Raw genomic sequence first — 26,643 nt, forward strand, 5'->3', positions numbered from 1 at the left:
TTTACGCGTATGACAGGCTCCGGAAGACGGTTGTTGCGCACGTATTCGGTGAACGCACTATGGCGACGCTGGGGCGTCTTATGAGCTTGCTGTCACCCTTTGACGTGGTGATATGGATGACGGATGGCTGGCCACTGTATGAATCCCGCCTGAAGGGAAAGCTGCACGTAATCAGCAAGCGATATACGCAGCGAATTGAGCGGCATAACCTGAATCTGAGGCAGCACCTGGCACGGCTGGGACGGAAGTCGCTGTCGTTCTCAAAATCGGTGGAGCTGCATGACAAAGTCATCGGGCATTATCTGAACATAAAACACTATCAATAAGTTGGAGTCATTACCCAAAAACTCATAAATTCAAAGTGTTGCAGGAAAAGGTAGGCCTGATAAGCGTAGCGCATCAGGCAATCTCTGGTTTGTTTTCAGATGAAAACGCCGAAGTGAAAATTCTCCGGCGTTTTGGCCGTGAATTACTGCTGCGGAATTGCCGGTACAGCCGGAACGTTAAGAGCTGGCATCGCAAACATGCCAACAAAATCTTCTAACGACATTTTCTGCCCATTTAACGTTATCTGACCGTTAGTATATTGCAGGCTGGTGGTGATGGTATTGTCCTGCAAGGTGGTCAGACGGAACATCTGCCCCATTGCTGATGCACCTTCAACTTGCTGTTTCGCCAGTTTTTTCGCTTGATCTTCCTGATAACCTTCCAGCTTCGCTACCTGAGTCATAAACTCAGTTGCCATATCCACCGGAATGGTCAGTTTCGCATCCAGAGATTTAACCGAACGATCTACTTCCTGCGCCAGCGTTTGCGGCGCTTCTTTAGTCGTTGCCGGATCTTTCAGGAACAGCGACAGATTCAGCGCACTTTCACCCTGACTGTTTTTCCAGCTTAGCGGCGCGACAGTAATCACCGGATCGCCTTTCAACATCAGCGGCAGGGCGCTAAAGAAGGCTTCCGTCACTTTCTCCTGATAAAGTTCGGGATTGTTGGCAATTTCTGGCTGTGCCAGCAGCGCCTGAGTTTGCGCGTTATATTGCTGGCTGAACTGATGCCAGGCTTCACCATCAATCTGGCCGACTTTTAAAGTCAGCTTGCCGCTGCCCAGATCCTGATTCTGTACCTTCAGGCTGTTTAGCGAGTAATCCAGTTGGCTATTGATCGTTTTACCGTCATTGACCAGATCCGATTTACCGCTGATCTCCATGCCTTCCAGCAGTGCCAGTTCTTTGCCTTCCACTGAAATGGTCATTTTTTCCAGTGACAGTTTTTGGTTTCCTACGCGCTCACCAAAACTTGCCAGCGTGCTGGAACCGTCGGTTTTCAGATTATTAAAGGTCAACTGCACTTTCTGGTTGTATTCGTTAACTGCGTCTATCCGACCACTTTGCGCCTCCCCGGAAAGGGAGATGGCTTTGCCGTCTCTGTCAGCATTTAACTGGAACTCGCCGCCGCTAAAGGCGACTTTTTCATCCTTTTGCTCGTAATTCAGTGGCTTGAGCGAAATATCGGAACTGGAATCACCGCTGTAACCAATGCGCGAGTTAATCTCAAAAGGCGTTTCACCTTTTGCCATATCAAACAGTGGTTTGCTTACTTCGTTATTAACCAGCGTGGTTTGAATTGATGCCATCGACGGGATCAGGTTCAGTTTTTTAAGCTGGGCAAGCGGGAAGGGACCATGATCAACCGATTCGTTGAAGATGACGCTCTGACCGCTTTTAATCCACGGATTTTCTTTCCCGGCAATGGGTTTCACCAACAGTTGCAACTGGCTGCTGAATACGCCGCGATGATAGTTTTGATAACTCACTTCCAGGTTGGATTCAGGAGCTGTCAGTTTGAGTTGCGCGTTCGCCTGCGCGACCATGTCTTCGAGATGGGTTTCAATCTTCTTGCCTGTATACCATGCGCCGCCTGTCCAGACTACGCCTAGCGCAACAATGACGCCTACCGCTACCAGCGATTTATTCATAATGATTATCCATAAAATGAAATCAGGCGGACTGGCCGCCTGAAGGTGTTATAAGCCTTTAATAAGCTTAGCAAGAGATGTTAATTTTTTCAGTAAGCTCTTACAGCTTGTTGTAAACACGCGCTAAACGGCCGTGGCCTTTGACAGTCACCGGTGATTCGTTGGCGGCAATAAACGCTGATTCACCCGGTTTAAGCTGTAACTGCTGAGAACCTTTCCACAACGTTGCATCGCCTTCGACGCAGAACAAAATGGCGGCACTCTGCTGGCTAATGGTGGTTTCTTTATCACTAAGGTCATGCAGCGAGAAGGCAAAATCATCCACTGGAATCGGGAAGTCCAGTTCTGCACCTTGTTTCACCGGCTGGGTCAACAACTGGTTAGCCGGTTTGGCTTCGAATTTTACATTGGCAACCAGTTCCGGAATATCAATGTACTTAGGCGTCAGACCCGCACGCAGCACGTTATCGGAGTTCGCCATCACTTCCAGCGCCACGCCTTGCAGGTAAGCGTGCGGTGTTTCAGCGAACAGGAACATCGCTTCGCCAGGATTCAATTTCACCACATTCAGTAACAGCGGGGAGAACAGGCCGCTGTCTTCCGGGTAAAATTCAGAAATTAAACGAATCGTTTGCCACGGTTCACCCTGCTGACTGTCGAGCGCCGATTTTAAAATCGCCAGCGCGCGGGATTTTTCTTCACCCTGCATATTCAACAGGCTGGCGAACAGTTCGCTTAAACGTTCGGCATTAGGCTGTTGTAAAAAGTGAGCAATTGCCGGATGTGCACCTGCGACTGGCTGGAGTAGGGAGACAATCTCGGAAAACTCACGAAACGCGTTCATCGCAAGGAAAGGCGTCAGCGCAAAAACCAGCTCCGGCTTGTGGTTAGGATCTTTATAGTTACGCTCGGCGGCATCCATCGGGATACCTGCGGCATTTTCTTTGGCAAAACCGATTTCAGAATTGCGTTTGTTTGGATGAACCTGAATGGAGAGCGGCTGTGCTGCGCATAATACTTTGAACAGGAAAGGCAGTTCGCCAAAGCGTTTGGCAACGGCCTCTCCGAGCAGAGTCGATTTATCACTCTCAATCACATCACGCAGTGAAACGATATCTCCGGCGGCATTCTGCACTCGTGAACTGCTTTTCGGATGTGCGCCCATCCACAGCTCGGCCATCGGCTGGCTGGACGGATTTTCCATACCATAAAGTTCAGTCAACGCCGTTTTGCTGCCCCAGGCATAGTTTTGCACTGAGTTAATGAGTTTTTGCATGATCAATCCCTGTTTTAATGTGGAAATTAATCCCACTATTAAAGCAAGAATCCTACGGGAAGTAACCTGGAGCCGCAAAAAGTCGTACTAGTCTCAGTTTTTGTTAAAAAAGCGTGTAGGATATTGTTACTCGCTTTTAACAGGGCAACGGAACACCCGCCCAGAGCATAACCAAACCAGGCAGTAAGTGAGAGAACAATGTCAAACAAACCCTTTCATTATCAGGCTCCTTTTCCACTCAAAAAAGATGATACTGAGTATTACCTGCTAACCAGCGAACACGTTAGCGTATCTGAATTTGAAGGGCAGGAGATTTTGAAAGTCGCACCCGAAGCGTTAACTCTGTTGGCGCGTCAGGCGTTTCATGATGCGTCATTTATGCTGCGTCCGGCTCACCAACAACAGGTGGCCGACATTCTGCGTGACCCGGAAGCCAGCGAAAATGATAAATATGTGGCGCTGCAATTCCTGCGCAACTCCGACATCGCGGCGAAAGGTGTTCTGCCAACCTGTCAGGATACCGGCACTGCGATTATTGTTGGTAAAAAAGGGCAGCGTGTATGGACCGGTGGCTGTGATGAAGCGGCGCTGGCGCGCGGTGTCTATAACACTTATATCGAAGATAATTTGCGCTACTCGCAAAACGCGCCGCTGGATATGTATAAAGAGGTGAATACCGGCACCAATCTGCCAGCGCAGATCGATCTTTATGCCGTTGATGGCGACGAGTACAAATTCCTCTGTATCGCCAAAGGTGGTGGTTCGGCAAACAAGACGTATCTCTATCAGGAAACCAAAGCGTTACTAACGCCGGGGAAACTGAAAAATTACCTGGTTGAGAAGATGCGCACGCTGGGTACGGCGGCCTGTCCTCCGTATCATATTGCGTTCGTAATTGGTGGAACTTCTGCAGAAACTAACCTTAAAACAGTGAAACTGGCTTCCGCTAAATACTATGACGAACTGCCAACGGAAGGGAATGAGCACGGTCAGGCATTCCGCGATGTGGAACTGGAAAAAGAATTGCTGATCGAAGCGCAAAATCTCGGTCTGGGTGCGCAGTTTGGTGGTAAATACTTCGCTCACGACATACGCGTGATTCGCCTGCCACGTCACGGCGCATCCTGTCCGGTTGGTATGGGTGTTTCCTGCTCTGCTGACCGTAATATCAAAGCGAAGATCAACCGTCAGGGGATCTGGATCGAAAAACTGGAACATAATCCAGGTAAATATATCCCTGAAGAGCTGCGTAAAGCGGGAGAAGGCGAAGCGGTGCGCGTTGACCTTAACCGTCCGATGAAAGAGATCCTCGCACAGTTGTCGCAGTATCCCGTTTCTACACGCTTATCGCTTAACGGCACGATTATCGTCGGTCGTGATATTGCTCACGCCAAACTGAAAGAGCGGATGGATAACGGTGAAGGGCTGCCGCAGTACATTAAAGATCATCCGATTTACTACGCGGGTCCGGCCAAAACGCCGGAAGGTTATGCCTCCGGTTCTCTTGGCCCAACGACCGCCGGACGGATGGATTCTTATGTCGATCAACTGCAAGCGCAGGGCGGAAGTATGATCATGCTGGCGAAAGGCAACCGCAGCCAGCAGGTGACGGATGCCTGTAAAAAACACGGCGGCTTCTACCTTGGCAGTATCGGTGGTCCGGCCGCTGTATTGGCGCAGGGAAGTATTAAGAGCCTGGAATGTGTTGAATATCCGGAACTGGGAATGGAAGCCATCTGGAAAATTGAAGTGGAAGATTTCCCGGCGTTTATCCTTGTGGATGATAAAGGAAATGACTTCTTCCAGCAGATACAACTCACACAGTGCACTCGCTGTGTGAAATAAACAGAGCCGCCCTTCGGGGCGGTTTTTTTACATGGCACGAAAGACCAAACATTTGTTATCAAATAGTAAATAATAAGTGAGCTAAAAGTTGCTTAACGAAAGCAAAACAGAAAGAAAAAATTAAACAGGTGAGGAGCAGGCCATGAATACAGTACGCAGCGAAAAAGATTCGATGGGGGCGATTGATGTCCCGGCAGATAAGCTGTGGGGCGCACAAACTCAACGCTCGCTGGAGCATTTCCGCATTTCGACGGAGAAAATGCCCACCTCACTGATTCATGCGCTGGCGCTAACCAAGCGCGCAGCGGCAAAAGTTAATGAAGATTTAGGCTTGTTGTCTGAAGAGAAAGCGAGCGCCATTCGGCAGGCGGCGGATGAAGTACTGGCAGGACAGCATGACGACGAATTCCCGCTGGCTATCTGGCAGACCGGCTCCGGCACGCAAAGTAACATGAACATGAACGAAGTGCTGGCTAACCGGGCCAGTGAATTACTCGGCGGCGTGCGCGGGATGGAACGTAAAGTTCACCCTAACGACGACGTGAACAAAAGCCAAAGTTCCAACGATGTCTTTCCGACGGCGATGCACGTTGCGGCGCTGCTGGCGCTGCGCAAGCAACTCATTCCGCAGCTTAAAACCCTGACACAGACACTGAGTGAAAAATCGCGTGCATTTGCCGATATCGTCAAAATCGGTCGAACCCACTTGCAGGACGCCACGCCGCTAACACTAGGGCAGGAGATTTCCGGCTGGGTAGCGATGCTCGAGCATAATCTCAAACATATCGAATACAGCCTGCCTCACGTAGCGGAACTGGCTCTTGGCGGTACAGCGGTGGGTACTGGACTAAATACCCATCCGGAGTATGCGCGTCGCGTAGCAGATGAACTGGCAGTCATTACCTGTGCACCGTTTGTTACCGCGCCGAACAAATTTGAAGCGCTTGCGACCTGTGATGCCCTGGTTCAGGCGCACGGCGCGTTGAAAGGGTTGGCTGCGTCACTGATGAAAATCGCCAATGATGTCCGCTGGCTGGCCTCTGGCCCGCGCTGCGGAATTGGTGAAATCTCAATCCCGGAAAATGAGCCGGGCAGCTCAATCATGCCGGGGAAAGTGAACCCAACCCAGTGTGAAGCATTAACCATGCTCTGCTGTCAGGTAATGGGGAACGACGTGGCGATCAACATGGGTGGCGCTTCTGGTAACTTTGAACTGAACGTCTTCCGTCCGATGGTGATCCATAATTTCCTGCAATCGGTGCGCTTGCTGGCAGATGGCATGGAAAGTTTTAACAAACACTGCGCAGTGGGTATTGAACCGAATCGTGAGCGAATCAATCAATTACTCAATGAATCGCTGATGCTGGTGACTGCGCTTAACACCCACATTGGTTATGACAAAGCCGCGGAGATCGCCAAAAAAGCGCATAAAGAAGGGCTGACCTTAAAAGCTGCGGCCCTTGCGCTGGGGTATCTTAGCGAAGCCGAGTTTGACAGCTGGGTACGGCCAGAACAGATGGTCGGCAGTATGAAAGCCGGGCGTTAATCTGCAACATACAGGTGCAGCCGTGGAATGATCAAACGAAGCGGCTGCGCCTGAGGTTTATAACGGTGCTGCACATTGTCTGCATCGTAATTTAACAACTCACCAACGTCCGGCACGCCCGCACCATTATCCCGATTAATCAGTGCAATCAGCGGTGTAGGGCAGGCGTGTTGCACTTGTTTTTGATCTCCTTTGTACCAGACGCGGGCAATCGGCTGCACCTTCACCGGACGTTTGATTTTTAACTTCGCGTTCTGTGGCAGGGCAGCGATATCCTGATACTCTCGCTCCAGTTTTCTTTGCCACTCCTCGCGCGTCCACGGTGCGACACTGCGTGGTGATTTCAGGCTTTTTTCCAGCTGTGCCAGGACTTCATCACGATGCAAATTTTTAATGATATGTTTATTAGCCCAGCCAAAACGTAAAGTGGCGGGGTCGTGCAGAACGGTGAGCGAGCGGTAAGCATTAAGGGTGATCAGCCCCGGCAAATGACGATGCACCCATTCAAAACGTGCCGCGGTGGGGAGTTCTGACTCAACCGTGACGATATGCTCGAACGTGGTCTTGAGTTTATTGATGTGCTGAATATGACTGACCAACGCTGCTTGCGAAAGGTTATTGACCTGGTAACACAACACGCCAGGCAGACGGACAGCGGCTTTGCTGCTGCGATTTTCGGACTGTTGTTGAATAAATAAATGGCGGAAATGACGCAACGCCAGCGACTGCGCGTCGTTGCCGAGATGTTGTTTCACCTCAATACGATTAAGCGGATTATGCTCATCCTCTTTTTTTACCTCCGGCAAAGAGAACACGCGGGCAACCAATAGCTTGTGTTGCTCAAGATGAGCGGCAAATGCAGCCAGCTCTTGTTCCATCTGGCGAAAGGTAGTGTTGAGTCGGTCTACGAGATCGTAACGCGCCATAATATTAACCACTTTAGTTACAACATCCTTAATTTATAGCACAATGGTGGTGACTTCACCATCGTGCGCGTAGTGTCAGGCAGAGGTAAATTGCGGGATGTTATGCCATAACGGCCAGCTAAACGAGAAGCGAGCACCACCCAGTTCGCTGGTGTCACAATTAACCGTACCGCCCATTGCCAGTGCTATAGAGTGGACAATTGCCAGCCCCAGCCCGCAGCCGCCGGTTGAGCGATCCCGGCTGGGATCGAGGCGAACAAAAGGTTCAAAGATATGTTCGCGGTTTTCTGGGGCAATCCCTGGGCCATCATCCTCAACAATTAATGTCGCTCTATTCCCCGACAGTAGCAGGCTGGTTTCAACCGTTGAATGGCAGTACCGCAGGGCGTTATTGAGCAAATTATCCAGCACGCGCTCCATTAAGCGCATATCCAACGCCGCATAATGGCCTTGCACGAGCGTTTTTATCCGTACCGTTTTATCGGGCGTTACTGCCTGAATATCTGCCAGATGCGTTGACAGCCACAACGGCAGGTCTGGTTCGCTAAGATGAAGCTCGTTTTGTGGGCGATCGAGTCGGGCATAAGTCAGCAGCTCTTCAATTAAAGCTTCAAGTTGACTGATATCACGATTCAACGCCTGGGACTCGGCGGCGCTCAGGTTATCGCTCATCTCCAGTCGATAACACAGGCGCACTAACGGTGTTCGCAGTTCGTGAGCGATACCGTCAATAAGCTGTTTTTTGCTGGCAATCAAGGCGTTGATATTGTCCGCCATCTGGTTAAATGCGATACCAAGTCGTTCAAAGCTCGAACCCTCATCAAAGTGGATACGCTCATAGAGATGCCCATCGCCAAATCGTTGCGCCGCTGCTTCCAGTTTTAACATATCCTGCCAGTGCGGACGCATCCAGATAAACACCGGAAAGGCGAGGGAAATAGCAATAAAAGCGATCAGGGCGATATCCAGCAATCGCATCTGATGGAGATAATAAAGATAAGGAACAGGACCAACTGCCAGCACGTAGTGGCTGCGCGGGATACGCTGCAAAAACGTGTACTGATCGTCCAGGGCGACAATTTCGCCGCCACGCAGTCCGTGCATGGAAATATCATCAAGATGGTATTTACTCAGTGGCTCGACACGCAGATCGAAAGAGAGATTTAAATCCATCTCTTTCAGCGTCTTACCCCAGTCGTGTGGGGGGATCTCACGCAATTCGCTGCGCATCAGATACAGCAAACTGTTCATCAAATCATCCAGCGACTGTTTGCCCGCGCGTTCGGCGGTAAATTTGTACACCAACCCAACCAGCAGAGACATCACAAGGAAGCAGACAAACAATAACAGGTAAAACTGGATAAACAGTTTTTTCATCGCTTATTCCCATGCATGAGGCGCAAAAAGATAGCCTTTGTTACGCACAGTTTTAATGCGATAAGGTTCTGCGGCGTTATCGAGCAGTTTTTTTCTTAACCGCGAAATAGCCACGTCCACGTTACGATCCAGTCCGTCATAACTGACGCCGCGTAAATTTTTCAGCAATGCATCGCGGTCCATGATTTGCCCGGCATGGGTAGCTAATTCCCACAATAATTCGAAATCAGCTGTCGAGAGCGAGATTTCAGTGTTAGCCAGGGTGACTACGCGGTTGATGGGATCGATGGTCAACGTGCCGAAATGCAGGGCTTTGTAGGGAGTCAGAGACGTCAGAGACGTTTCCTGAAGACCTTTGGTCAGTGTGGCTTGCTCATTCTGACGCAAATGCAAACGTAAACGCGCTAGCAAAACAGCAGGGGGCATCGTTTTGAGAATATAGTCGCAGGCACCCATTTCCAGTGCCAGGATGTGGTTCATATCGCTATCGAGAGAGGTTAGAAGAACAATCGGTCCAGACCACTTTGCGCGTAAATCACGACAAATGGTCATGCCGTCCTTGCCTGGTAGCATGATGTCGAGTAACACCAAATCCGGATTTTCTCGCAAAATGGTTTCTTCGGCCTGGTCGCCGCGCGGCTCTACGGTAACCTGCATATCATGTTTTGCCAGGTACGCGGCAATCAGTGAACCGACTTCCGCATCATCTTCCACAAATACGATAGTGTTCATAACATTCACGGTAGATATAAAAACGTCACAATACACCGCGCTGTTTTTACTTACTATCAATCGTTTCTAAACAAGTTTTCATCAGGTATTCTACTGATGACTTGTTATGGAAGTGTTAAGGTAAAAAATGGGGCTGGTAATCAAAGCCGCGCTCGGTGCGCTGGTAGTGCTGTTGATTGGTGTTTTAGCAAAAACGAAAAATTATTATATCGCCGGGCTGATTCCACTTTTCCCGACCTTTGCGCTTATCGCGCATTATATTGTTGCCAGCGAACGCGGCATTGAAGCCTTACGCGCAACCATCATTTTTAGTATGTGGTCGATTATTCCCTATTTTGTTTACCTGGTGTCGCTGTGGTATTTCACCGGAATGATGCGCTTGCCCGCCGCTTTTGTTGGTTCTGTTGCGTGTTGGGGGATAAGCGCATGGGTGTTGATTATATGCTGGATAAAGCTGCATTAACGCAGATGACGACCGCCATCAAGTGGGAAACTGCGTCCGGTGACAAAGCAACTGGTAAGTAAGTAATCGACCAGGTCGATCACTTCTTTCTCGCCAGGCGCGGTTTTCATCAGTGATTTATTCAGCGCCTGTTGTCGATATTCGGCATCATCATGTTCATTAAACAGGATCAGCGATGGAGCAATAGAATTCACTTTCACTTCCGGTGCCAGCTTGCGGGCAAACGAGCGGGTCATATTATCCAGTGCCGCTTTGCTTGCAGCATACGCAATATGCTTGTCGCTACCGCGCTCCACCACATAATCGGTAAAGTGAATGATATCGCTGGCGGCGTGTCCGTGCCCACGCAGTAATCTTTCCAGCGCATGGTTGAGCAGGTATGGGGTATTAACGTGGATCTGCATCATGCAAGCCAGTACGTCGGCCAGTGGCGCACCCGGTTTTTCCGCCATCCACGCACTGGCGTTATGCAAAATAGCACGCAGACCATGGGTGCTTTTTAGTACTTCATCGGCAAACGCCATCACACCGTCGTTGGTCGAAAAATCAGCCTGAATACACTGCGCACCTGCCTTAATCAGTCCATCAATGGCTGGATAGTGCGTCCGATAGCTGACAATCACCGGTTGCTTTTGATTAATGAAATGCCAGGCGAGGGCGAGGCCGATGCGACGACCTCCGCCAGTAATTAATATTGGCAAGGGCTGGGCTTTACCCATCGTTATCTCCTTTGCTATCCAACGATGGGATGAACGTTATCCCACCAGCATCCAGGTCGCCGGAACTGAGGCAATTAACAGCATGCCAATCAGCACCATTTCCTGACGGTTCAGTACATTATCATGTGTATGCGTTTTGCGCGCATACAGGAAAACCAGCAGCCCCGGCGCATACAGAACAACGGATAACAGCAAGTGCATTGGACCAGAGGCGTACAATAACCATAAGCCATAAATGCAGGCACCGACACCTACCGCTTTATGCAGTGGACGGGTTGCGATTTTCAGCAAGAACGCGCCGACCAGGAAATAGGGCACCAGAATCATTTCTGAGGCGATGGTCAGCAACGTGTTGTAATCGGAACCGGTCAGCCAGATGAGTACCAGACAAATTTGCACGCAGATGTTGGTCAACCACAGTGAGGCGGATGGCGCAGCTTGTGCGTTCTGGCGCGCAAAAATGCGTGGGAATGCTTTATGAGTGGCAGCCAGGAACGGAACTTCTGCCGCCATGATGGTCCAGCTTAAGTACGCGCCGCAAACGGAAACGATCAAACTGGCAGCGATGATGATTTCGCCCCATGGTCCCATCATTTCCACCATCAGACCGGCCATTGACGGGTTACGAATTTCAGCCAGTTCAGGACGTGCCACCACACCCAGCGAAAGCAGCGTTACCAGCAAGTAAACGCCCAGAGCGGAGAGAACCGCCAGCAGTGTCGCTTTGCCAACATCACGTTTATTACGCGCACGCGCAGAAACAACCACGGCACCTTCCACACCAATGAAAACCCACAGGGTGATCAGCATGGTGTTTTTCACCTGTTCCCAAACGGGTACGCCAAGTACAAGTCCGGTGAAGTCGAGCTTGAAGGTATCCAGTTTGAACATCATCATCGCCAGCACAACAAACAGACCCAGCGGCAACAATTTTGCCAGTGTCGCCACCAGGTTAATGCTGGCAGCGGTTTGCACCCCGCGCAGGATCAAAAAGTGAACAATCCACAATAAAGCCGATGCACCGACGATCGATTGCCAGGTATTACCATCGCCGAACAGGCGCAATTCCGGCGTGTCCGTAAAAAAGCTTAACGCGGAAAAAACGATCACCAGATAGGAGACGTTGGCGATGACTGCGCACAGCCAGTATCCCCATGCGGAACAAAAGCCGATTAGCTCGCCAAACCCTTCGCGGGCATAGGTAAAGATACCGCCGTCAAGTTCGGGACGAATGCGCGTGAGGATCAGCATGGCAAAGGCCAGCAATAAAATGCCAGCGCCAGTAATACCCCAGCCGATGAGCAGTGCTGCCGGGCTGGCAACTGCCGCCATATTTTGCGGCAGACTGAAAACACCCGCGCCCAGCATTGAGCTTAATACCAGCGCGGTGAGTGCGCTCAGTCCCAGTTTCTTTTCCATCGATATCCAGTGATTAAAACGTGATAAGAAGAATAAATATTAGGGCAAAACGCATAAAAATGGAGTTTGCCACTGAAGCGCGGGATTTTACGAAGAGATGTGTCTGCATGCAATGGTCGCGGGGAAATTTGTGACTAAAAATGCGAAAGGCGGCATCAAGCCGCCTTATAGGAGTAACTGAATAGTTATTTATACAGATCTGCGCTGACGGTCAGGTTATTACCACGTTCCTGCCACTGGCGGGTGATGTGGTAATACTTAGCACCTTTCTTCGCGGCACGTTTCGCAACCTGATAGGAGACTTCGGTCATGTTGCCGTAGTTGCCAGAGAATTTGATGCTATCGAACGGGACCATCATCGCTGCGGTCGCTTTGTTCAGTTCTTCGACTTTAGTGCCATCCGGGAGCGTGACGGTGTAACGCCCGCCTTTTGATGACTGGGTTTCAAAGAAACGACCGACTTCAGAACTTGGTGATGCGGTAGTCGCAACACCTGGGATCTCAACTTTCTTCGCGGCTTCGCCACCGGCAGCCAGAGCTGCACGTCCTGCTTCGGAATCTGCCGGGATCACATCCGGGCTCTGGACGATACGTTTCTTAGCATCTTTTTTATAGATGAATGCAGTAATACGCTGGTTGCCGCCCTGGTTGGCATCGATTTGACGAACGATGTAGAAAGAGTAGGCACCTTTCGCTTTTGCCGCTTTGGTGATGGCATCATTGACTTCTGGCTGGCTACGATAGAAGCCCTGGACGGTGACCGTGTCAAACGGTTCAATCAGAACAGCCTGATCTTTCGGCAGTTCGACAACACCGTTAATTACGCGATTACTTGTTTCTTCTGCTTTTTCAGCATCGGCTTTATAGAGGTCAGCGACCACACGCCAGTTACCGCTGTTACCAAAATCAGAAGTGTCGACAACATAAAAAGAGGCGGCACCTTCTTTATCTGCGCGACGAGAAACGGCTTTCACCGCTTCGCCAATAGCATTAAAACGACCGGTAACCACTACACGGTCAAAAGGTTTAACCGCTGCCGCTTGCTCCGGTGTCAGTTCTGTTGCTGCGTTAACGGAGAATGCCGTAGCAGAAAGCAGTGCCGACGCCAGGAGGGTGTTCTTAAGCTTCATAAAAATAATCCTTCGCCTTGCGCAAACCAGGTACTGGTATTGTTATTAACGAGAAACGTGGCTGATTATTGCATTTAAACGGTGTAACTGTCTGCGTCATTTTTCATATCACATTCCTTAAGCCAATTTTAATCCTGCTCAAATGACCGTCTATGCTTAAAAAACAGCCGTATCAGCATCATTACTACTGAAGCAACTGAATTGTATAAGTTAATTTAATGTTAAGTAGTGAATCGTGCCGGGGCGATGTCTCGTTTTACCCGACCGTCGAAGACAATTATCAGTCTTTATCCGGCGTTCTAAGGTGTTTATCCCACTATCACGGCTGAATCGTTAATATTTTGCGAGTTCACGCCGAAATACTGATTTTTGGCGCTAGATCACAGGCATAATTTTCAGTACGTTATAGGGCGTTTGTTACTAATTTATTTTAACGGAGTAACATTTAGCTCGTACATGAGCGGCTTGTGTGGCTCCTGACACAGGCAAACCATCATCAATAAAACCGATGGAAGGGAATATCATGCGAATTGGCATACCAAGAGAACGGTTAACCAATGAAACCCGTGTTGCAGCAACGCCAAAAACAGTGGAACAGCTGCTGAAACTGGGTTTTACCGTCGCGGTAGAGAGCGGCGCGGGTCAACTGGCAAGTTTTGACGATAAAGCGTTTGTGCAAGCGGGCGCTGAAATTGTAGAAGGGAATAGCGTCTGGCAGTCAGAGATCATTCTGAAGGTCAATGCGCCGTTAGATGATGAAATTGCGTTACTGAATCCTGGGACAACGCTGGTGAGTTTTATCTGGCCTGCGCAGAATCCGGAATTAATGCAAAAACTTGCGGAACGTAACGTGACCGTGATGGCGATGGATTCTGTGCCGCGTATCTCACGCGCACAATCGCTGGACGCACTAAGCTCGATGGCGAACATCGCCGGTTATCGCGCCATTGTTGAAGCGGCACATGAATTTGGGCGCTTCTTTACCGGGCAAATTACTGCGGCCGGGAAAGTGCCACCGGCAAAAGTGATGGTGATTGGTGCGGGTGTTGCAGGTCTGGCCGCCATTGGCGCAGCAAACAGTCTCGGCGCGATTGTGCGTGCATTCGACACCCGTCCGGAAGTGAAAGAACAAGTTCAAAGTATGGGCGCGGAATTCCTCGAGCTGGATTTTAAAGAGGAAGCGGGCAGCGGCGATGGCTATGCCAAAGTGATGTCGGACGCGTTCATTAAAGCGGAAATGGAACTCTTTGCCGCCCAGGCAAAAGAGGTCGATATCATTGTCACCACCGCGCTTATTCCAGGCAAACCAGCGCCGAAGCTAATTACCCGTGAAATGGTTGACTCCATGAAGACGGGCAGTGTGATTGTCGACCTGGCAGCCCAAAACGGTGGCAACTGTGAATACACCGTGCCGGGTGAAATCTTCACTACGGAAAATGGTGTCAAAGTGATTGGTTATACCGATCTTCCGGGCCGTCTGCCGACGCAATCCTCGCAGCTTTACGGTACTAACCTCGTTAATCTGCTGAAACTGTTGTGCAAAGAGAAAGACGGCAATATCACTGTTGATTTTGATGATGTGGTGATTCGCCGCGTGACCGTGATCCGTGCGGGCGAAATTACCTGGCCGGCACCGCCGATTCAGGTATCAGCTCAGCCGCAGGCGGCACAAAAAGCGGCACCGGAAGTGAAAACTGAGGAAAAATGTGCCTGCTCACCGTGGCGTAAATACGCGTTGATGGCGCTGGCAATCATCCTTTTCGGTTGGCTGGCAAGCGTTGCGCCGAAAGAGTTTCTTGGGCACTTCACCGTTTTCGCGCTGGCCTGCGTTGTCGGTTATTACGTGGTGTGGAATGTATCGCACGCGCTGCATACACCGTTGATGTCGGTCACCAACGCGATTTCAGGGATTATTGTTGTCGGAGCACTGTTGCAGATTGGCCAGGGCGGCTGGGTTAGCTTCCTTAGTTTTATCGCGGTGCTTATAGCCAGCATTAATATTTTCGGTGGCTTCACCGTGACTCAGCGCATGCTGAAAATGTTCCGCAAAAATTAAGGGGTAACATATGTCTGGAGGATTAGTTACAGCTGCATACATTGTTGCCGCGATCCTGTTTATCTTCAGTCTGGCCGGTCTTTCGAAACATGAAACGTCTCGCCAGGGTAACAACTTCGGTATCGCAGGGATGGCGATTGCGTTAATCGCAACCATTTTTGGACCGGATACGGGTAATGTTGGCTGGATCTTGCTGGCGATGGTCATTGGAGGGGCAATTGGTATCCGTCTGGCGAAGAAAGTTGAAATGACCGAAATGCCAGAACTGGTGGCGATCCTGCACAGCTTCGTGGGTCTGGCGGCAGTGCTGGTTGGCTTTAACAGCTATCTGCATCATGACGCGGGAATGGCACCGATTCTGGTCAATATTCACCTGACGGAAGTGTTCCTCGGTATCTTCATCGGGGCGGTAACGTTCACGGGTTCGGTGGTGGCGTTCGGCAAACTGTGTGGCAAGATTTCGTCTAAACCGTTGATGCTGCCAAACCGTCACAAAATGAACCTGGCGGCTCTGGTCGTTTCCTTCCTGCTGCTGATTGTATTTGTTCGCACGGACAGCGTCGGCCTGCAAGTGCTGGCATTGCTAATAATGACCGCCATTGCGCTGGTATTCGGCTGGCATTTAGTCGCCTCCATCGGTGGTGCAGATATGCCAGTGGTGGTGTCGATGCTGAACTCGTACTCCGGCTGGGCGGCTGCGGCTGCGGGCTTTATGCTCAGCAACGACCTGCTGATTGTGACCGGTGCGCTGGTCGGTTCTTCGGGGGCTATCCTTTCTTACATTATGTGTAAGGCGATGAACCGTTCCTTTATCAGCGTTATTGCGGGTGGTTTCGGCACCGACGGCTCTTCTACTGGCGATGATCAGGAAGTGGGCGAGCACCGCGAAATCACCGCAGAAGAGACAGCGGAACTGCTGAAAAACTCCCATTCAGTGATCATTACTCCGGGGTACGGCATGGCAGTCGCGCAGGCGCAATATCCTGTCGCTGAAATTACCGAGAAACTGCGCGCTCGTGGTATCAACGTGCGTTTCGGTATCCACCCGGTTGCGGGGCGTTTGCCTGGACATATGAACGTATTGCTGGCTGAAGCAAAAGTACCGTATGACATCGTGCTGGAAATGGACGAGATCAACGATGACTTTGCTGATACCGATACCGTACTGGTGATTGGTGCTAACGATACGGTTAACCCGGCGGCGCAGGATGATCCGAAAAGTCCTATTGCTGGTATGCCTGTGCTGGAAGTGTGGAAAGCGCAGAACGTGATTGTCTTTAAACGTTCGATGAACACTGGCTATGCTGGTGTGCAAAACCCGCTGTTCTTCAAGGAAAACACCCACATGCTGTTTGGTGACGCCAAAGCCAGCGTGGATGCAATCCTGAAAGCTCTGTAACCCTGACGGCCTCTGCGGAGGCCGTCACTCTTTATTGAGATCGCTTAACAGAACGGCGATGCTTTGACCTCCCGCTGTTTGTTCAAGCGCAATTTTGACAATAATTGTTAACGGCACGGAAAGCAGCATACCCACCGGTCCTAACAACCATCCCCAAAAAATCAACGACAAAAATACCACCAATGTGGAAAGCCCCAGCCCACGTCCCATGATGCGCGGCTCCAGAATATTGCCGAAGACCAGATTAATCAGCAGATATCCCGCCAGCACCAGCAACGCTTCGTAGAAGCCATTAAACACCAGTACCTGAGCGATAGGGGGGATTGCCGCGAGAACTGAACCAATATTAGGGATGTAATTAAGCGCAAAGGCCAGCAATCCCCAGACAAAAGCGAAGCGAACATCGAGTGCGGCGAGCATCGCCCAGGCGACCAGGCCGGTGATGATGCTGATGGCTGTTTTCAGCACCAGATAATGAGAAACACTGTCAATTGCACGTTGAATCGCCGCCATCCCTTCAACCGGACGCGCCATCATTTGCTGAAATTTTCCGGGCAATTGTGGCACTTCGAGCAGCATAAACAGCACCGTCAGCAGCAATAAAAATATTGATGACATGGCATTAGATAACTGCGTCAATAAGTTGGTGAGCAACGTCATCGCTGCGTTCGGATCAATGTAATGCGCCAGCTGGTCAACTGAGACGTCAATCCCTACGCGTTGCAACAACGGCTCAAGAGCTTGCAGCGGCGTCATAATAGAGTTGCGATATTGCGGTAACGTCCGCGTCAACTCGTTGAGCGCGGAACCCAGATAAGCTAATAGCAACACCATCGCCATCACGATGATGGTCATCAAAATCGACACCGCCAGTACACGCGGCACTCGCCAGCGGACCATGTGTTGCACCAGCGGGTTAAGAATAACAGCAATAAATAATGCGAGAATAAACGGCACGATGATCTCGGCGGCAAAACGGATACCGCAGAGAATAATGACCAGCATTCCCAACATAATGACGATTTTTAGGCCATTGAGCGTGATGATCGGCTTTGCCATGCTTGTCCCCGTTTTTTCTTCCTTTGCTAATAATAATGTCTTTTTCGCTCCGTCATCATAACGAAAATCAAACCGCTCAGGTAAAGAAGTGAAAATATTTTGAGTTAATTCTTAAGCTATGATACAAATCAGGCGTGTTCAACTACCGAGGACAATTATCATCCGCGATGACGAGAAGCAACACTGCGGATAATTGTAATATTATGGACAATTTGTTCAGGACCTTATTTTCAACATTTACCCATCTTCGTACCTCATCCACTATCTTGCTCGTAGGTGAGCAGCACTGGCGCAACGCGCTTTAGTCCTTTCTTCTGCCTAAGCTTGCCCTATGCGCGGGGCTTGACCACTTTACTTTGATTTCGCTGAATTAAGCGAAAATTAAAATAATTCTCTTGCAGGAGAAGGACAATGTATATTTATTGGATTTTATTAGGCCTGGCTATTGCTACAGAAATTACCGGTACGCTGTCAATGAAATGGGCGAGCGTCAGTGAGGGAAATGGCGGCTTTATTTTAATGCTGGTGATGATTTCTCTGTCGTATATATTTCTCTCTTTCGCCGTTAAAAAGATCGCCTTAGGCGTAGCTTATGCGCTGTGGGAAGGTATCGGTATTTTATTTATTACCTTGTTTAGCGTTTTGTTATTCGACGAAAGTTTATCGCTGATGAAAATTGCCGGGTTAACCACCCTGGTCGCCGGGATTGTGTTGATAAAATCAGGTACCCGTAAAGCGCGTAAACCTGAACTGGAGGTGAACCATGGCGCAGTTTGAATGGGTTCACGCCGCCTGGCTGGCATTGGCAATCGTGCTGGAAATCGTTGCTAACGTCTTTTTGAAATTTTCTGACGGCTTTCGTCGCAAAATATTTGGCTTGCTCTCCCTGGCGGCGGTGCTGGCTGCCTTTAGTGCGCTTTCTCAGGCCGTTAAAGGGATCGACTTGTCTGTCGCTTATGCATTGTGGGGCGGGTTTGGTATTGCCGCCACGTTAGCCGCAGGTTGGATCTTGTTTGGTCAACGGTTAAATCGTAAAGGCTGGATTGGCCTGGTCTTGCTGTTGGCTGGAATGATCATGGTGAAACTTGCCTGATGAACACGCTGCCCGCACAGTCGGGCAGCGTTTGAACATTATTTTTGCGACAGTTGATCCAGCTTGTCGCGAAAACCGGTAACAGAAATGGCCCGGTTATCGGCGCGCCAGCGATCTTTCGCGGCAGGAGCCGAACTTTGCACCCCAATTAATTGCCAGCCGTCATTGGTATGCAACATCAGAGGCGAACCGCTGTCACCCGGCAAGGTATCGCACTGATGTGACATCACCGACGTTTGCGCCCAGCCAGTCACTTCACAGTTTTGATGACTGTACAACGTATCGAGATGATCTTCAGGGTATCCCGCCTGAGTTACTTTACGGCCAGCCGATTTTAATGCGGCAGTAAGCGCGGCTTTATCTCCCTCAAATAACGGCAACGGTGTAATGCCAGAAGGGGGATTACGTAGCACAATCAATCCGAAGTCCCACGGCGCGGCTGCGGGAGGTACAATCCAACCATCCCCATCTGCTTTTAACCGCTTTCCCAGTGTCGGATCAACGCGGCCTTCTATGTCGTGGATCTCATAGCGCCAAAGACCTTTATTTGACACAAAACGCAGCGCCACTGCTTTATCGGCTTTACCCTTTGGAGGTGTCAATAAACAGTGTCCTGCCGTTAATGCCAGATTGGGTGCAATCAGCGTCGCCGTACATAAATTGCCGCTGGCCGTTTCCAGTTGCCCAACCGCATCCCACGGTGATTGGGCCGTGTCATTCACTGGCACACGATCATCATGACCAAAAAACAGGGTGCTGACCTCATCGTTTGCCGATTTGGCAACGTCTGGTTTATCTGCAAACACAAAAGCAGACGTCAAACTAATTGCACCCAACACTACAGCAATGGTTGTACGCATATCACACTCTGGTGGGTAATTATGATTATTAAAAGCAAACCCTCATAAATACTATAGACGGGACGGGATGAAAGTGGGAGTAAAATCAGATAACTACAGTCAGGAAAGATAAAAACGGGCGGCAATCAGTGCGCATAAAATAAGGATGATAAGAATGAACTCAAAGCGATAACGGCCCACCATACTACCCTCCGCTAAAGGCGGTGCTAAACGTTACCCGCTTAGCACCGTAATTTTCAGGCGCGAGGGGGCGCGCCAGCATTACTGTTGAAAACTTACGCTGCGGGTTGTGCAGCAGGTTTTGCCGGTTGCTGATGACTGTGTTTCCCGGCGTGTTTCTTCGCTGCCTGCGCTTTTTGTTCAGGGGCTTTCTGTTCAGCTTTCGTATTTTTATGATGCTTTTTAGCTGCCTGCGCTTTCTGGGCAGGTGCTGCTTTATGCTGTTTTTTATGATGTGTCGTTTTCGCCGGCGCTGCTTTGGTGGTCGTCGCAGTCTCTGCAGCAAAGGCGGCAGAAGACAGACCCATAGCAGCGGCAACAACCAGAGCTAATACTTTTTTCATTGTCATACCCTCAATTTGTTTTTTCATTTAACCCCACTGCGGGGCCGTTGAAATAACTATATCCCTGGGAATGGCAGACTTCCGTGAGTGGTTGGTTTCAGCGTGTAACGATATGTACAAACGCTGAATAAATTACAGCATTGATAATAACGTATTGTGACTTAAGGGAAATTTAGCTACCAATAATAGTAGTCTTGATCGGGTTAACTATTTTACTACTTACAAAGCGGTAGAATAACTGCGCATCAGTAATAAATGACACACAGCAAAATGAATCCGTTTATTTGGGTACTTATAATCCTGATGACGCTAGACGCACTGCGGGAATTGGCTGGCGCTTCGTCTATTTTAGGATGGCTATTAACGTTGGTTTGAGCAAGCAATAAGTCCGGACGTGTAGTTACCGCAGTCCGGGCTTATTTTTCAGGCGTGCAGACGACGATGCAAACGCGTCCTGACCAGCAGAGCAATGACCAGCATCAGAGCAATAAATGCGCCGACGCCGTTCCAGCCATAGTTATGCCAGAAAACACCACCCAGCGTCCCGGCAATACTCGACCCCAGATAGTAACTGAACAGATACAGCGAGGAGGCCTGGCCTTTAGCGCGTTTTGCGCGGGGGCCGATCCAGCTGCTGGCAACTGAGTGGGCTGCGAAGAATCCTGCTGAGAAGAGTAACATTCCGGCAAAGATCAGCCACAGCGAGCTGAATAAGGTCATCAGTAAACCAAACAGCATAACCCCCGTCGAAAACAACATCACCGGACCGCGCCCGTAGCGGGTGGTCATGGTTCCGGCTTTGGGTGAGCTCCGTGTACCGGTCAAATAAGCCAGCGATAATAAGCCAACCACGGCCTGACTGACATGCCAGGGGGAAAGCATCAACCGATAGCCGATGTAATTAAACAGCGTGACGAACGACCCCATCAGCAAAAAGCCTTCTGCGAACAATAACGGTAATCCCCGGTCACGCCAGTGCAGACGAAAGTTGATAAACAACGTCTTAGGTCGCAGCGAAGTCGGGCGAAAATGGCGTGATTCCGGAAGGATTTTCCAGAACATCAACGCCGAGGCTAGCGCGAAACAACCGATTGCCGCCAGAGCAATTCGCCAGTTGAAAAAGTCCGTGAAGACACCACTAATTAAGCGTCCGCTCATGCCGCCAATTGAGTTGCCGCTGATATACAACCCCATCGAAAAGGCCACGAAACTGGGGTGGATTTCCTCGCTAAGATAAGTCATGCCAACAGCTGCCACGCCACTTAACGAAAGCCCAATCAAGGCGCGCATAATCAAAATGCCGTGCCAGCTGGTCATCATTGTCGAAATAACGTACAAATGGAGGCCAACAGTAGCGCCGTGACCATCACTGGTTTGCGACCAATGGCATCGGATAGGGGGCCAGTAAACAGCAAACCAATAGCCAACATCGCCGTGGAAATGGACAGTGAAATACTACTGTTCGCGGGGGTTAAGCCAAACTCCTGCGAAAGCACCGGAAGGATAGGCTGCACACAATAGAGGAGTGCAAAGGTTGCCAGTCCGGCAGAGAACAGCGCCAGGGTGACGCGCATAAATTGCGGCGTACCGCGTTTAATAAATTGATTTGGCTGAGAAATGCTTTGCTTGTCAGTGTCGCTTGCCGGAGCGCCATCAACAGTTGTAGTACGGCTCACTTGAAATCCTTGCTAAATATGCCTGTGGATCAGGCTTATACATAGGTTAGGAAAATCGAATTGCTCTGTCTAATATATTAATAATCTCAAATAAGATGTTTTAAATATGAATATTGAACTTCGTCATCTGCGTTACTTTGTTGCTGTTGCGGAAGAGCTGCATTTCGGGCGCGCCGCTGCCCGCCTGAATATTTCGCAACCACCGCTAAGTCAGCAGATTCAGGCACTGGAGCAACAAATTGGTGCCCGACTGCTGGCACGAACTAATCGCAGTGTATTGCTGACGGCAGCAGGAAAACAGTTTCTTGCAGATAGTCGGCAAATCCTGTCTATGGTAGATGACGCTGCCGCTCGCGCTGAAAGACTGCATCAGGGTGAAGCGGGGGAGTTGCGCATTGGTTTTACTTCGTCCGCTCCTTTTATTCGGGCGGTGTCCGATACGTTATCGCTGTTTCGCCGTGATTATCCCGGTGTCCATTTACAAACCCGCGAAATGAACACTCGTGAGCAAATCGCTCCGCTCATTGAAGGAACGCTGGATATGGGATTGCTGCGTAACACAGCGTTACCGGAGACGCTTGAACACGCAGTCATCGTCCATGAACCGCTTATGGCGATGATCCCGCACGATCATCCCCTGGCAAATAACCCGAATGTAACGTTGGCTGAACTGGCGAAAGAACCCTTCGTCTTTTTTGATCCGCACGTCGGGACAGGGCTGTATGACGATATTCTCGGGCTGATGCGACGTTACCATTTGACGCCCGTCATCACTCAGGAGGTGGGCGAGGCAATGACCATCATCGGTCTGGTTTCCGCCGGTCTGGGTGTTTCAATTTTGCCTGCTTCATTTAAACGTGTTCAGCTCAACGAAATGCGCTGGGTGCCGATTGCTGAAGAGGATGCGGTTTCTGAAATGTGGTTGGTCTGGCCGAAACATCATGAACAAAGTCCAGCTTCGCGTAACTTTCGTATTCATCTGCTGAATGCTCTCAGGTGAGGGAAATTTCAGCGAAAAAGCCCGAAAAATGTGCTATTAATCACATGTCTAAGTAAAAATTTGACGACACGTATTGAAGTGCTTCACCATAGCCTACAGATTATTTCGGAGCGCGAAAATATAGGGAGTATGCGGTGGTTGCTGAAAACCAGCCTGGGCACATTGATCAAATAAAGCAGACCAACGCGGGCGCGGTTTATCGCCTGATTGATCAGCTTGGTCCAGTCTCGCGTATCGATCTTTCCCGTCTGGCGCAGCTGGCTCCTGCCAGTATCACTAAAATTGTCCGTGAGATGCTCGAAGCACACTTGGTGCAAGAGCTGGAAATCAAAGAAGCGGGGAACCGTGGCCGTCCGGCGGTGGGGCTGGTGGTTGAAACTGAAGCCTGGCACTATCTTTCTCTGCGCATTAGTCGCGGGGAGATTTTCCTTGCTCTGCGCGATCTGAGCAGCAAACTGGTGGTGGAAGAGTCGCAGGAACTGGCGTTAAAAGATGACTTGCCATTGCTGGATCGTATCATTTCCCATATCGATCAGTTTTTTATCCGCCACCAGAAAAAACTTGAGCGTCTAACTTCGATTGCCATAACCCTGCCGGGAATTATTGATACGGAAAATGGTATTGTACATCGCATGCCGTTCTACGAGGATGTAAAAGAGATGCCGCTCGGCGAGGCGCTGGAGCAGCATACCGGCGTACCGGTTTATATTCAGCATGATATCAGCGCATGGACGATGGCAGAGGCCTTGTTTGGTGCCTCACGCGGGGCGCGCGATGTGATTCAGGTGGTTATCGATCACAACGTGGGGGCGGGCGTCATTACCGATGGTCATCTGCTACACGCAGGCAGCAGTAGTCTCGTGGAAATAGGCCACACACAGGTCGACCCATATGGTAAACGCTGTTATTGCGGGAACCACGGCTGCCTCGAAACCATCGCCAGTGTGGACAGTATTCTTGAGCTGGCACAGCTGCGTCTCAATCAATCCATGAGCTCGATGTTACATGGGCAACCGTTAACCGTGGACTCATTGTGTCAGGCGGCATTGCGCGGCGATCTACTGGCAAAAGACATCATTACCGGGGTGGGCGCGCATGTCGGGCGCATTCTTGCCATCATGGTGAATTTATTTAACCCACAAAAAATACTGATTGGCTCACCGTTAAGTAAAGCGGCAGATATCCTCTTCCCTGTCATCTCGGACAGCATACGTCAGCAGGCCCTTCCTACGTATAGTCAGCACATTAGCGTTGAGAGTACTCAGTTTTCTAACCAGGGCACGATGGCAGGCGCTGCGCTGGTAAAAGACGCGATGTATAACGGTTCTTTGTTGATTCGTCTGTTGCAGGGTTAACATTTTTTAACTGTTCTACCAAAATTTGCGCTATCTCAATTTGGGCCAGGAAAGCATAACTTAGACTTTCAAGGTTAATTATTTTCCTGGTTTATATTTGTGAAGCATAACGGTGGAGTTAGTGATGCTGAAGCGTTTCTTTATTACCGGTACAGACACTTCTGTAGGGAAAACGGTGGTTTCCCGCGCATTGCTACAAGCGTTAGCCTCCCAGGGAAAAACAGTTGCGGGATATAAACCCGTAGCGAAGGGGAGCAAAGAGACACCCGAAGGGCTGCGTAATAAAGATGCCCTGGTGTTGCAGAGTGTTTCAACCATCGAACTGCCTTATGAAGCAGTTAATCCTATCGCGTTAAGCGAAGAAGAAAGTAGCGTGGCGCACAGTTGCCCAATCAATTACACCCTCATTTCAAACGGCCTGGCAAACCTGACCGATAAAGTCGATCATGTCGTGGTAGAAGGGACTGGCGGCTGGCGCAGTCTGATGAATGATTTGCGTCCACTCTCTGAATGGGTGGTGCAGGAACAGTTGCCGGTGTTGATGGTTGTCGGTATTCAGGAAGGTTGCATTAACCATGCACTGCTAACAGCTCAGGCGATTGCCAACGACGGGCTGCCGCTCATTGGCTGGGTGGCTAACCGAATCAACCCAGGACTGGCGCATTATGCGGAAATCATTGATGTGCTGGGTAAAAAACTTCCGGCACCGCTCATTGGTGAACTGCCTTATCTGCCGCGCGCCGAACAGCGAGAACTGGGGCAATACATCCGCTTAGCTATGCTGCGCAGTGTGCTGGCGTAGATAGAGTCACGGTGTAACGTCCGCGAAATTACCGACGCAATGACGCAGGCAATCAATAAACCGGGGAGTAGCTGATACTCCCCGGTCATTTCACATATCATCAACGTCGACATAATCGGCGCGTGCGTGGTTGCCGCCAACAGTGTCGCCATCTCGGTCAATCCGAGTAAAAGCGTAATTTCTTCGCCATCAGGGAACCATAATCCCAGGCTACGACCATACAACATGCCAATGGCAAGACCGATAAATAGCGTCGGTGTAAAGACACCACCGGGTGCGCCGGAACCGCTACTCGCCAGCACGGCACACAGTTTACAAAGGAAGATCCCGGCAATGATCATTAACAGTGGTGGGGCGGTTAAAAAGGATTGTACGGTGCTATAGCCGTTGCCCCACACTGCAGGTGTGAACAGGGAAAGCAGACCCACGATCACCCCGCCTAGTGCCAGTTGCCAGGGCGGCGCAAGTTTGAGACTCACAAATCCACGATGACAGGCGTTCATTAACGTTAACAACAGTGGTCCGCACAGACCTGCCAGCACACCTGTACTGATAATCAGCGCATAGTCACGAGCCTGAACCGTCACTGAGAGTTGTACGTTGTAGAGTAACGCGTCGCTATGATTAATCAGATTGCTAACCAGCAATGCCACGACGGCGGAAATAATCACCGGGCCGAGAGAGGCCAACATCATAGTGCCAAACAGCACTTCGGCTATAAATAAACTGCCAGCAAGCGGGGCACGATAGGCCGCAGCCATTCCCGCCGCGGCCCCACAGGCGATCCATAATTTCCACTCCTGGCGTGGCGTAAAACGTTGGGCAAAACAGGAGGCGGCAAGGGCAGCTAAAAGAATCATCGCACCTTCGCGACCAATTGCACTGCCGCTGGTTACTACCAGCAGCGAGGCAAGCGATTTAACCAGGCTTGCTGCGTAATCGAACTGTCCATCGGTTTGCAACGCTTCCATGTAATCGGTCGGCGCATGAGGGCGTTGTTGGGTAAATTTCTGCCAGCCCATCAGCAACAAACCCGCCGCCAGTCCGCCGAGCGCCGGAGTTAGCAACCGTCGCCAGGGGGAAAGGTTTGTCGCTGCATTGACCAGACTGCCGGAGTCATTATTGAGGAACAACCACTCCAGTAGCAGCATCGCATGACGAAACCCGGCAACGGCAAAGGCCGCGAGAATACCGACGACTGTTGCGATAAGCAGACGGCGGAACATAGTGCGCAGATCCGGATAGATGTGTAGATGATGCATGAGCAGAAATGGGCAATGAAACACGGGCGACTATTTTGCGGCAAAAGAGGCCAGCCGCAAAAGCAGTGCGTGCTTTAAGAGATAAAAAAACGTGACACTGTAACCTA

General features: G+C 50.3%; 23 protein-coding genes and 4 pseudogenes. 13 read left to right on the forward strand and 14 right to left on the reverse strand.

What is annotated here, in order from left to right:
* Positions 1-326, forward strand: a pseudogene (locus BFF42_RS07090) (IS1-like element IS1B family transposase); the annotation flags it as partial.
* Positions 327-469: 143 nt separating this feature from the next.
* On the opposite strand, the gene BFF42_RS07095 reads toward BFF42_RS07090, so the two are convergent.
* Together BFF42_RS07095 and manA are read right to left on the reverse strand one after the other, a co-directional pair.
* Complete coding sequence (locus BFF42_RS07095; protein WP_001043345.1) at positions 470-1,978, reverse strand: YdgA family protein; 1,509 nt, start codon at positions 1,976-1,978, stop codon at positions 470-472.
* A 100-nt stretch (positions 1,979-2,078) separates the two neighbouring features.
* Positions 2,079-3,254 (reverse strand): mannose-6-phosphate isomerase, encoded by a 1,176-nt coding sequence (manA, locus tag BFF42_RS07100; RefSeq protein ID WP_001170683.1) that lies wholly within the window; start codon positions 3,252-3,254, stop codon positions 2,079-2,081.
* A gap of 198 nt (positions 3,255-3,452) precedes the next feature.
* On the opposite strand from manA, the gene fumB reads away from it, so the two are divergent.
* A complete protein-coding gene (gene fumB / locus BFF42_RS07105) occupies positions 3,453-5,099 on the forward strand; it encodes a class I fumarate hydratase (protein WP_000066628.1) in 1,647 nt (548 codons plus the stop codon).
* A 142-nt stretch (positions 5,100-5,241) separates the two neighbouring features.
* Positions 5,242-6,645 carry a class II fumarate hydratase gene (gene fumC / locus BFF42_RS07110; RefSeq protein WP_001099102.1) on the forward strand — a complete coding sequence of 468 codons (1,404 nt, stop codon included), beginning with the start codon at positions 5,242-5,244 and terminating at the stop codon, positions 6,643-6,645.
* On the opposite strand, the gene tus is transcribed toward fumC, so the two are convergent.
* The 3 genes from tus to rstA form a co-directional block, all read right to left on the reverse strand.
* Entirely contained in the window at positions 6,642-7,571 is a 930-nt protein-coding gene (gene tus, locus BFF42_RS07115; protein WP_012421691.1) for a DNA replication terminus site-binding protein, read from the reverse strand. The two genes, fumC and tus, sit on opposite strands and share 4 nt — an antisense overlap.
* Before the next feature lie 75 nt (positions 7,572-7,646).
* Positions 7,647-8,948 carry a two-component system sensor histidine kinase RstB gene (rstB, locus tag BFF42_RS07120; RefSeq protein WP_039060245.1) on the reverse strand — a complete coding sequence of 434 codons (1,302 nt, stop codon included), beginning with the start codon at positions 8,946-8,948 and terminating at the stop codon, positions 7,647-7,649.
* A 3-nt stretch (positions 8,949-8,951) separates the two neighbouring features.
* The gene (gene rstA / locus BFF42_RS07125; RefSeq protein WP_001092502.1) at positions 8,952-9,680 is read right to left on the reverse strand and encodes a two-component system response regulator RstA; all 729 of its coding nucleotides are present in this window, start codon (positions 9,678-9,680) and stop codon (positions 8,952-8,954) included.
* A 127-nt stretch (positions 9,681-9,807) separates the two neighbouring features.
* Between rstA and BFF42_RS07130 the strand changes: the two genes are divergently transcribed.
* Positions 9,808-10,143, forward strand: coding sequence for a GlpM family protein (locus BFF42_RS07130; protein ID WP_000524868.1), 336 nt, complete (start codon positions 9,808-9,810; stop codon positions 10,141-10,143).
* Here BFF42_RS07130 and folM read toward each other — a convergent pair.
* From folM to ydgH, 3 genes are all read right to left on the reverse strand, one after another.
* On the reverse strand, positions 10,140-10,862 hold the full coding sequence (gene folM, locus BFF42_RS07135) for a dihydromonapterin reductase (RefSeq protein ID WP_000513669.1): 723 nt from the start codon (positions 10,860-10,862) through the stop codon (positions 10,140-10,142). The two genes, BFF42_RS07130 and folM, sit on opposite strands and share 4 nt — an antisense overlap.
* A gap of 36 nt (positions 10,863-10,898) precedes the next feature.
* Positions 10,899-12,281: an amino acid permease gene (locus tag BFF42_RS07140; protein ID WP_000412386.1), complete on the reverse strand. Its 1,383-nt coding sequence runs from the start codon at positions 12,279-12,281 to the stop codon at positions 10,899-10,901.
* 185 nt (positions 12,282-12,466) lie between these two features.
* The gene (ydgH, locus tag BFF42_RS07145) at positions 12,467-13,411 is read right to left on the reverse strand and encodes a DUF1471 family protein YdgH (protein WP_000769322.1); all 945 of its coding nucleotides are present in this window, start codon (positions 13,409-13,411) and stop codon (positions 12,467-12,469) included.
* A 523-nt stretch (positions 13,412-13,934) separates the two neighbouring features.
* Between ydgH and pntA the strand changes: the two genes are divergently transcribed.
* Positions 13,935-15,467, forward strand: coding sequence for a Re/Si-specific NAD(P)(+) transhydrogenase subunit alpha (gene pntA / locus BFF42_RS07150; protein ID WP_004983892.1), 1,533 nt, complete (start codon positions 13,935-13,937; stop codon positions 15,465-15,467).
* A 10-nt stretch (positions 15,468-15,477) separates the two neighbouring features.
* Positions 15,478-16,866 (forward strand): Re/Si-specific NAD(P)(+) transhydrogenase subunit beta, encoded by a 1,389-nt coding sequence (gene pntB / locus BFF42_RS07155; RefSeq protein WP_000014036.1) that lies wholly within the window; start codon positions 15,478-15,480, stop codon positions 16,864-16,866.
* 24 nt (positions 16,867-16,890) lie between these two features.
* Here the strand turns inward: pntB and tqsA are convergent, their stop codons facing one another.
* A complete protein-coding gene (gene tqsA / locus BFF42_RS07160) occupies positions 16,891-17,925 on the reverse strand; it encodes an AI-2 transporter TqsA (protein ID WP_001118241.1) in 1,035 nt (344 codons plus the stop codon).
* Positions 17,926-18,059: 134 nt separating this feature from the next.
* Here tqsA and BFF42_RS28545 point away from each other — a divergent pair, with 134 nt between their 5' ends.
* The 3 genes from BFF42_RS28545 (at position 18,060) to mdtI (ending at position 19,018) form a co-directional block, all read left to right on the forward strand.
* A complete protein-coding gene (locus BFF42_RS28545; protein ID WP_001303517.1) occupies positions 18,060-18,230 on the forward strand; it encodes a protein YdgV in 171 nt (56 codons plus the stop codon).
* A gap of 106 nt (positions 18,231-18,336) precedes the next feature.
* The gene (gene mdtJ / locus BFF42_RS07170) at positions 18,337-18,702 is read left to right on the forward strand and encodes a multidrug/spermidine efflux SMR transporter subunit MdtJ (protein ID WP_000276149.1); all 366 of its coding nucleotides are present in this window, start codon (positions 18,337-18,339) and stop codon (positions 18,700-18,702) included.
* Positions 18,689-19,018 (forward strand): multidrug/spermidine efflux SMR transporter subunit MdtI, encoded by a 330-nt coding sequence (gene mdtI / locus BFF42_RS07175; protein ID WP_000046661.1) that lies wholly within the window; start codon positions 18,689-18,691, stop codon positions 19,016-19,018. The genes mdtJ and mdtI overlap by 14 nt, the downstream gene beginning before the upstream one ends.
* Before the next feature lie 38 nt (positions 19,019-19,056).
* On the opposite strand, the gene BFF42_RS07180 is transcribed toward mdtI, so the two are convergent.
* The 3 genes from BFF42_RS07180 to asr form a co-directional block, all read right to left on the reverse strand.
* Positions 19,057-19,878 carry a trypsin-like serine peptidase gene (locus BFF42_RS07180; RefSeq protein ID WP_001260830.1) on the reverse strand — a complete coding sequence of 274 codons (822 nt, stop codon included), beginning with the start codon at positions 19,876-19,878 and terminating at the stop codon, positions 19,057-19,059.
* Between the two features lie 99 nt (positions 19,879-19,977).
* A complete protein-coding gene (gene ydgU / locus BFF42_RS07185; protein ID WP_000233090.1) occupies positions 19,978-20,061 on the reverse strand; it encodes a small membrane protein YdgU in 84 nt (27 codons plus the stop codon).
* 92 nt (positions 20,062-20,153) lie between these two features.
* Complete coding sequence (asr, locus tag BFF42_RS07190) at positions 20,154-20,441, reverse strand: acid resistance repetitive basic protein Asr (protein WP_004983745.1); 288 nt, start codon at positions 20,439-20,441, stop codon at positions 20,154-20,156.
* A 270-nt stretch (positions 20,442-20,711) separates the two neighbouring features.
* On the opposite strand from asr, the gene BFF42_RS28230 reads away from it, so the two are divergent.
* Positions 20,712-20,816 (forward strand): KPN_01571 family protein, encoded by a 105-nt coding sequence (locus BFF42_RS28230; RefSeq protein ID WP_001351109.1) that lies wholly within the window; start codon positions 20,712-20,714, stop codon positions 20,814-20,816.
* 48 nt (positions 20,817-20,864) lie between these two features.
* On the opposite strand, the pseudogene BFF42_RS07195 reads toward BFF42_RS28230, so the two are convergent.
* Positions 20,865-22,117: pseudogene (locus BFF42_RS07195) on the reverse strand (MFS transporter).
* A gap of 106 nt (positions 22,118-22,223) precedes the next feature.
* On the opposite strand from BFF42_RS07195, the gene BFF42_RS07200 reads away from it, so the two are divergent.
* From BFF42_RS07200 to bioD, 3 genes and pseudogenes are all read left to right on the forward strand, one after another.
* Positions 22,224-23,117 carry a LysR family transcriptional regulator gene (locus BFF42_RS07200; protein ID WP_001019548.1) on the forward strand — a complete coding sequence of 298 codons (894 nt, stop codon included), beginning with the start codon at positions 22,224-22,226 and terminating at the stop codon, positions 23,115-23,117.
* 134 nt (positions 23,118-23,251) lie between these two features.
* Positions 23,252-24,472, forward strand: coding sequence for a sugar metabolism global transcriptional regulator Mlc (gene mlc, locus BFF42_RS07205; RefSeq protein ID WP_000225263.1), 1,221 nt, complete (start codon positions 23,252-23,254; stop codon positions 24,470-24,472).
* A 124-nt stretch (positions 24,473-24,596) separates the two neighbouring features.
* Positions 24,597-25,291, forward strand: a pseudogene (gene bioD / locus BFF42_RS07210) (dethiobiotin synthase).
* A 33-nt stretch (positions 25,292-25,324) separates the two neighbouring features.
* Here bioD and clcB read toward each other — a convergent pair.
* Positions 25,325-26,536: pseudogene (gene clcB / locus BFF42_RS07215) on the reverse strand (voltage-gated ClC-type chloride channel ClcB); the annotation flags it as partial.
* Between the last annotated feature and the right edge of the window lie 107 nt (positions 26,537-26,643).

The sequence above is a fragment of the Shigella sp. FC1661 genome, from assembly GCF_001712525.1.
In the GTDB taxonomy this organism is placed as follows: Bacteria; Pseudomonadota; Gammaproteobacteria; order Enterobacterales; family Enterobacteriaceae; genus Escherichia; species Escherichia coli.

What these genes read in the sequence shown, in the direction of transcription:
- BFF42_RS07095 (WP_001043345.1), bottom strand. Translation starts at nt 1,978, where the DNA reads ATGAATAAATCGCTGGTAGCGGTAGGCGTCATTGTTGCGCTAGGCGTA.
- manA (WP_001170683.1), bottom strand. Translation starts at nt 3,254, where the DNA reads ATGCAAAAACTCATTAACTCAGTGCAAAACTATGCCTGGGGCAGCAAA.
- fumB (WP_000066628.1), top strand. Translation starts at nt 3,453, where the DNA reads ATGTCAAACAAACCCTTTCATTATCAGGCTCCTTTTCCACTCAAAAAA.
- fumC (WP_001099102.1), top strand. Translation starts at nt 5,242, where the DNA reads ATGAATACAGTACGCAGCGAAAAAGATTCGATGGGGGCGATTGATGTC.
- tus (WP_012421691.1), bottom strand. Translation starts at nt 7,571, where the DNA reads ATGGCGCGTTACGATCTCGTAGACCGACTCAACACTACCTTTCGCCAG.
- rstB (WP_039060245.1), bottom strand. Translation starts at nt 8,948, where the DNA reads ATGAAAAAACTGTTTATCCAGTTTTACCTGTTATTGTTTGTCTGCTTC.
- rstA (WP_001092502.1), bottom strand. Translation starts at nt 9,680, where the DNA reads ATGAACACTATCGTATTTGTGGAAGATGATGCGGAAGTCGGTTCACTG.
- BFF42_RS07130 (WP_000524868.1), top strand. Translation starts at nt 9,808, where the DNA reads ATGGGGCTGGTAATCAAAGCCGCGCTCGGTGCGCTGGTAGTGCTGTTG.
- folM (WP_000513669.1), bottom strand. Translation starts at nt 10,862, where the DNA reads ATGGGTAAAGCCCAGCCCTTGCCAATATTAATTACTGGCGGAGGTCGT.
- BFF42_RS07140 (WP_000412386.1), bottom strand. Translation starts at nt 12,281, where the DNA reads ATGGAAAAGAAACTGGGACTGAGCGCACTCACCGCGCTGGTATTAAGC.
- ydgH (WP_000769322.1), bottom strand. Translation starts at nt 13,411, where the DNA reads ATGAAGCTTAAGAACACCCTCCTGGCGTCGGCACTGCTTTCTGCTACG.
- pntA (WP_004983892.1), top strand. Translation starts at nt 13,935, where the DNA reads ATGCGAATTGGCATACCAAGAGAACGGTTAACCAATGAAACCCGTGTT.
- pntB (WP_000014036.1), top strand. Translation starts at nt 15,478, where the DNA reads ATGTCTGGAGGATTAGTTACAGCTGCATACATTGTTGCCGCGATCCTG.
- tqsA (WP_001118241.1), bottom strand. Translation starts at nt 17,925, where the DNA reads ATGGCAAAGCCGATCATCACGCTCAATGGCCTAAAAATCGTCATTATG.
- mdtJ (WP_000276149.1), top strand. Translation starts at nt 18,337, where the DNA reads ATGTATATTTATTGGATTTTATTAGGCCTGGCTATTGCTACAGAAATT.
- mdtI (WP_000046661.1), top strand. Translation starts at nt 18,689, where the DNA reads ATGGCGCAGTTTGAATGGGTTCACGCCGCCTGGCTGGCATTGGCAATC.
- BFF42_RS07180 (WP_001260830.1), bottom strand. Translation starts at nt 19,878, where the DNA reads ATGCGTACAACCATTGCTGTAGTGTTGGGTGCAATTAGTTTGACGTCT.
- ydgU (WP_000233090.1), bottom strand. Translation starts at nt 20,061, where the DNA reads ATGGTGGGCCGTTATCGCTTTGAGTTCATTCTTATCATCCTTATTTTA.
- asr (WP_004983745.1), bottom strand. Translation starts at nt 20,441, where the DNA reads ATGAAAAAAGTATTAGCTCTGGTTGTTGCCGCTGCTATGGGTCTGTCT.
- BFF42_RS28230 (WP_001351109.1), top strand. Translation starts at nt 20,712, where the DNA reads ATGAATCCGTTTATTTGGGTACTTATAATCCTGATGACGCTAGACGCA.
- BFF42_RS07200 (WP_001019548.1), top strand. Translation starts at nt 22,224, where the DNA reads ATGAATATTGAACTTCGTCATCTGCGTTACTTTGTTGCTGTTGCGGAA.